Origin of the sequence: Dapis hubbardiae BLCC-M172 (assembly GCF_050016015.1) — a bacterium.
Classification (GTDB): domain Bacteria; phylum Cyanobacteriota; class Cyanobacteriia; order Cyanobacteriales; family Microcoleaceae; genus Trichodesmium.
In genome coordinates, this window is the sequence record NZ_JBNHEQ010000112.1 from 1 (window position 1) to 5,979 (window position 5,979).

Genomic DNA, 5,979 nt, shown 5'->3' on the forward strand with positions numbered 1-5,979 from the left:
TCAATTATCAATTATCAATTATCAATTATCAATTATCAATTATCAATTATCCATTGCAGATAACTCTTCTAAGATTGTAAATCTAACATGATTAATTGCTAAATTACCAATTGAAACTTCTTCCTTATTAACAGGAACCCCTTTATTTTTCATAACTTCAAACTTAATTCCTTTACCAATTTCTACATGATACCAAGCTAACCCCATAAAAAACCTTAACGGATAAGGACCACCTTCCTGTAAATCATCAGGGTTTGACTCCATAGGAACCCAACCAAAACCAGGTAGATAAAATTCCAACCATACATGATTAAACTCTGGCTCCAAAGGCACACCTTTTCTATCAGCAAAAGCCGGACATTTATAACGACCTACTGTACGACAAGCAATACCATTTAATCGTGCCAAAGCTAACAATAATCCTACATATTCTCCACAAGAACCAATACCTCTTTCCAACACAATATCGGGAGTATCAATCTTAGCTGTTACTCCATAAGAAAGTTGGTCATAAACATAATTCCGAATCTTCAAAAGTTGACGTAATAGATTATTTTCTCTGAAAACAGCATCTTTCGCAGCTCGAATAACTATCTCTTTATCCATTGCCAAATTATCATTATCTACCAGATATTTATCGTGAAAATCTGGTGGAATTTCCGGAATATTTTCTACATTAAAAGGTTGAATTTGGTACTTAATTGCTCTAACTTCTAATAAAGCCTTCCAACCAAATATCCTTCTTTCACTTTGACGCAATGGTTTAAACCTAAAAACAGCAACTTTTTGACCATCTTGAATTTCTTCAGTAAAAGGCATTCCTATAGGAGAAATTTCCCTAACTTTTTGACGATGAGTTTCCGAAGGTAAAGCAATACGCCATTCCACATCTTCTAAAAATATTTCATCTAATGGTTCTAATTCTTCAACATAAGACATCTCAATTAAAAAACCATTAGAAACAGCATATTTTTCCTGTTCATTGTAATAAAAATCAAGAGGATGTATAAAAGTTCTATCGCGCTTATTTAATTCATACTGTTTTTCCGAATTGGGGTCATCTCTAATGTAAAGTTCATCCCCAGAATAAGCAACATAAAGTTGTCTTTCCCCTGTAGTAAAATTGCGATAAAATGCTAATCCAGTTGGAGACTCAAAAGGAGTTAATACACTAAATTTCACCTTACCAGTTCCCCTTTCTAAACAATAAACAGTCTGCTCCTCGCGATCGCAAAGCCACAATTCTTCATCCTGAACCGTAATATTTTCAAACCCTATTCCTGGAGCATAAAACCCTGTAATTTGTTGTTTAGTATCTTTATCAAAAACTATAATTTTACCTAATTTTTGACAAGTTACATAAACAGTTGATTCCCAAACAGCAATTCCATCAGCAGCATAAGGTAAAGTGAAAAAATGTTGCCATCTTAAACGTCCTTCTGATAAATTACCAATAGCATTCAGACAGAAATAAATTTTATTTTCCCATGTTAACCAGAGAGTATCTTTCCAGATAGAAATACCTGTAACATCAATAAATTCATCAGTCTGATAAGGATTAATAACAGTGGTATTATCTGTTGTTGGGTCAATCTTTAGCAGAAAACCACGATTTTTGTCAATAGCATAGAGAGTCTCTCTAGAAAAAGCAATACTATGCAGTGAAGCTACTCCAATTGGTCTAATAGTCCGTGGCCTTGAATTTTGTTTTTGGGTACTCTCAGATGATTCAAAATTCATGTTAAATTCAGAAGAAATATTTTCAGAGAACCTTTTAAGTATAGGTTTTCTACTATACAATTATTGACAAAATAAAATAGTTTGTGCTATTGCTTCAGAAAAAACTTATATTTAAGTAATGGTAGGAGTCGTAGGGGCGTTTCATGTCGCGCAGCGAAACGGCCGTTAGCTTCGCATAACTATCGTTAACGCCCGTACAGGAGAAATGGGAAATTTAGATGAGGTAGTCGGAAGAATAGTAAGAGTGATTTTTCTCTAAATATTGAGCAAAAAATGCTAAATTTTTGCACCTTTTTGACCTAAAAGTTCGTACTTTTTCCAGACCTAAAAAGGCACTTAGTTTTATCTGTCAAGGCTTTTATATTTAATCAGCAGAGCAATAAGTATTTCCTGCTCAATCCTGCTTCAATAATGGATAATAGATAATGGATAATTGATAATTGATAATTACCTCTTCCTTTTAGGGAGAGGATTGAATAAAAGGAAAATTTTTTTTGCTTCTCCTGGAAAAGAGAGGCTTTATACCTTTATTTTTCGGTAAACAGTTATTAGCTGTTTGCTCATCTTACGGAATGCTACGCTTGCCAGGAATAACAATGAATGCTTGATTCATTCATTTAACTTCTACTACATTTTCACATAATTCTGGGAAATCTCTCAATTGTTTTTTAGTTCTTTGTTTAAAGGTAATATAGCTGTTAACGTAGTTCCTCCGCAGGAGGCTGGCTGACTGCTATTTGCGCAGCATTCCGGAGGAAATGCTTACTTTTGTAGTAAGATTTAATACTGGTTCAATTAATAAAGCTCTTATCTAAAATCAAAGTTCAGCAATTAACAATGTTCATGTCGGCGACTGCCAATACAATTAATAATTAATAATTATCTAGAATGGAACATTAATAATTTAGAACAGATTATCTCATGCTTGTTTATGGCGTGTAAATTATTAAGGCTCTTTTAGAGTAGCTATGATAAATTACTACACTTAGGAACTCTATAATCACTGCTATGCAAGGATTATAGGAATACAAAAAAGCAAATAAACATAAAAATCTATTTTCCTAAAGGTTTAATCCTCTGCTATTTAAGGGTTTAAGTTCATTTAAACTACTAAGAAGCTATAACCAGTCTAGGATAGCCATGATTAATTATTAATTATTAATTATTCATTATTCATTACAATGAGAGGCTTCAAGGCGTGAATTGTTGAATGAATAATTAATTGACTATCAACTATTAATTATTAACTATTAATCATTAATTATTCGGTAATAGCCAATAGTTGGTAGCTGACAATTGAGTAATTTTATATCTAAAAAATATTTACTTTTTCTGGGTGTTATTAAATACAATTAAAAACAAAAAAACTATCTTTTTGATAGTAAGTAAAATCAGAAAATACCTGGATAATAATTATTGCAATGTTGAAAATTATCACATTAATTCCTACTACATTTACAATTATTTGCCTATTAGCTAATCAAGCTATATCTAAAACTACAGATGTGGATAAATTCTTGAATAAAACTTCACTAATAGCTAATAAAGGCAATATTTCATTATTCAAAAAATCTAAATTTACATCAGAATTAACTCCAAAGTTAATTCATAAACATCAACATAAAAACCTTAATCGTAAAACTTTAATATCTCAACTTAGGAAAAGAGAAGGAATAAAATTAATTGCAGGTGGAAAAACTTATCCCCGACAAAAAAACATTAAACAAATACAAAAATTAACTCAGACGTTACAAAATACTGAAGACACTCTTACTTCAGGGGAAGTGATTAATACTGTCACTCAAAGCCAATCAACTTATGCTCAAAATTCTCCAACAAATCCGCCCAGACTACCAAATAGTCTACCAGAAAATCCCCGACCAGAGCCAAATCGCGATCGCTTCCTCCAACCCCTTCCCCAACCAACTCAACCAGAAACACCCAAAGAACAAGAACTACAAAAACCACCACCATCCCAACCTCTGCCAGATGAACCAAATCAAGAAATTCCTGTCCAGAGAATTTTAATATCAGGAAGTACAATTTTAACCCCAGAAGAAATTAATACCCTCGTTGGGCCACTAGAAGGACGTTTAGTCACTCTATTAGAACTTCGGCAAGTAGCAGATACAATTACCGAAATTTATTTAGAACGTGGCTATATTACCTCAAGAGCATTTTTACCTCCCCAAACTATTACCGAGGGTGTAGTTAGGATTGAAGTTGTAGAAGGCATTTTAGGAGAAATCCAAATTGAAGGGACAAAAAGATTACGGGACTCCTATATTAAAAGTCGGATACGCCTGGGAGTGGGAAAGCCATTAGACACTGCTAGACTAGAAAATCAACTACGGTTACTTCGCTCTAATCCTTTATTTGAAAATATTGAAGCTAGTTTGCGAGCTAGTCAAACACCAGGGGAAAGTATTCTCATTGTTCGTGTCACAGAAACAAATCCTTTCGAGTTGAGTATGAACATTGATAACTATTCTCCTCCAACGGTAGGTTCAGAACGAACTGGTTGGACTGCCCTACATCGCAACTTAACTGGACGGGGTGATTTTTTTGTAGCATCCTATAACACCACTAGAATTTTTGATGATGAATCAGATGTCTTTGACTTTATTTATAATTTGCCTATTAATGCCATGAATGGTACTTTGCAGGTAAGAGCAGCACCTAACAGTAATAGAATTGGTCAAGATTTTGAGGATTTGGATATTAGTGGCTCAACAGATGTATATGAGTTTAGTTACCGTCAACCTATATTGAGAAATCCTAGACAAGAATTTGCCTTGTCTCTCGGTTTGACTTATCAGCGGACAAAATCTTTCCTTAATGATGAACTTTTTAATTTTGCCAATCCAGATGACACTGAGGATGATGGTATTAATAGCAGTACAGTAATTAGGTTGGGACAAGATTATATTCGTCGAGACCCTCTAGGTGCTTGGGCTTTGCGATCGCAATTCAATATTGGTACTGGTTTATTTGATGCTACTGTCAGGCAAGATCCAGAACCTGATGGACATTTCTTTAGTTGGCTAGGCCAAGTACAAAGGGTACAAAGATTAAGTAGTAATCATTTATTGATTGTCCAGGGAGATTTGCAGTTGTCCTCAACTCCTGTGTTGCCATATCAACAATTTATTATTGGTGGTGGTTTGTCGTTACGGGGCTATCGCCAAAATGTCAGGTCTGGAGATAACGGTTTTCGATTTTCTATTGAGGATAGAATTACGGTTTATCGGGATGAGTCTGGTTTGCCATTGATACAGTTTACTCCTTTTATAGATATTGGAGCTGTTTGGAATGATGGTAGTAACCCCAGTAATGATTTTTTACCAGAGCAAAGATTTTTGGCCGGAGCTGGAATAGGTTTGATTTGGCAACCTGTGCCACAGATCGATCTACGTTTGGACTATGGCTTGCCTTTGATACATATAGACGATCGTGGCAATAATGCTCAAGATTCTGGATTTTATTTCAGTGTAATTGTTCGACCGTTTTGATTGAAGAAGGAGTTAGGAGTGGGGGAGTAGGGGAGTGGGGGAGTAGGGGAGTCGGGGAGTGGGGGAGTAGGGGAGTGGGGGAGTAGGGGAGTATTTTTTTTGCGATACTATTATGCGCCAGAAATGCCAACTTTTTGATTTTTCGGGAACCGTGCATCAAGAGCTGAAAACCAGGTACTTTTTCCAGTGAACTTTCGACAAACCTTCTTAAAGATACACAACTACACTATGAAAAGCTTTAAGAATGTTTATTAATCAGGACTTATGCCCATACCATCTATATAGCGTTCAAAACTAGAACGTTCTAGTTTTTTTACTCTATATATAGTACCTCTGCGTAAGTCCTGTTAATGTTTTTGGTCAACTATTACCGAATAATTAAGGTAAAAAGCCTCTGACTCGCTCCCGGAGAAACAATGAATTTATTTTCCTTTTATTCAACCTCTCCCTAAAAGGGAGAGGTAATTATCAATTATCAATTATTGAATCCTCTTGAAAAGCTGAGTACCAATGACTGTTTCTATAAAAACCTACTTGAGCTAATCAGTAGGGGAGTAATTTTTTGGCTATGATGCGCCAGAAATGCCAACTTTTTGATTTTTCGGGAACCGTGCATCAAGAGCTGAAAACCAGGTACTTTTTCCAGTGAACTTTCGACAAACCTTCTTAAAGATACACAACTACACTATGAAAAGCTTTAAGAATGTTTATTAATCAGGACTTATGC

Annotated in this window: 2 protein-coding genes; one reads left to right on the forward strand and one right to left on the reverse strand. The window is 34.9% G+C overall.

What is annotated here, in order from left to right:
* Window positions 1-42: 42 nt before the first annotated feature.
* The gene (locus ACP6PK_RS10640) at window positions 43-1,740 is read right to left on the reverse strand and encodes a transglutaminase domain-containing protein (protein ID WP_426559582.1); all 1,698 of its coding nucleotides are present in this window, start codon (window positions 1,738-1,740) and stop codon (window positions 43-45) included.
* Window positions 1,741-3,161: 1,421 nt separating this feature from the next.
* On the opposite strand from ACP6PK_RS10640, the gene ACP6PK_RS10645 reads away from it, so the two are divergent.
* Complete coding sequence (locus ACP6PK_RS10645) at window positions 3,162-5,252, forward strand: ShlB/FhaC/HecB family hemolysin secretion/activation protein (protein ID WP_426559583.1); 2,091 nt, start codon at window positions 3,162-3,164, stop codon at window positions 5,250-5,252.
* Window positions 5,253-5,979: the final 727 nt, after the last annotated feature.

Bases quoted from the DNA above. Each gene is read 5' to 3' on its own strand.
- ACP6PK_RS10640 (WP_426559582.1), bottom strand. From the start codon at position 1,740: ATGAATTTTGAATCATCTGAGAGTACCCAAAAACAAAATTCAAGGCCA.
- ACP6PK_RS10645 (WP_426559583.1), top strand. From the start codon at position 3,162: ATGTTGAAAATTATCACATTAATTCCTACTACATTTACAATTATTTGC.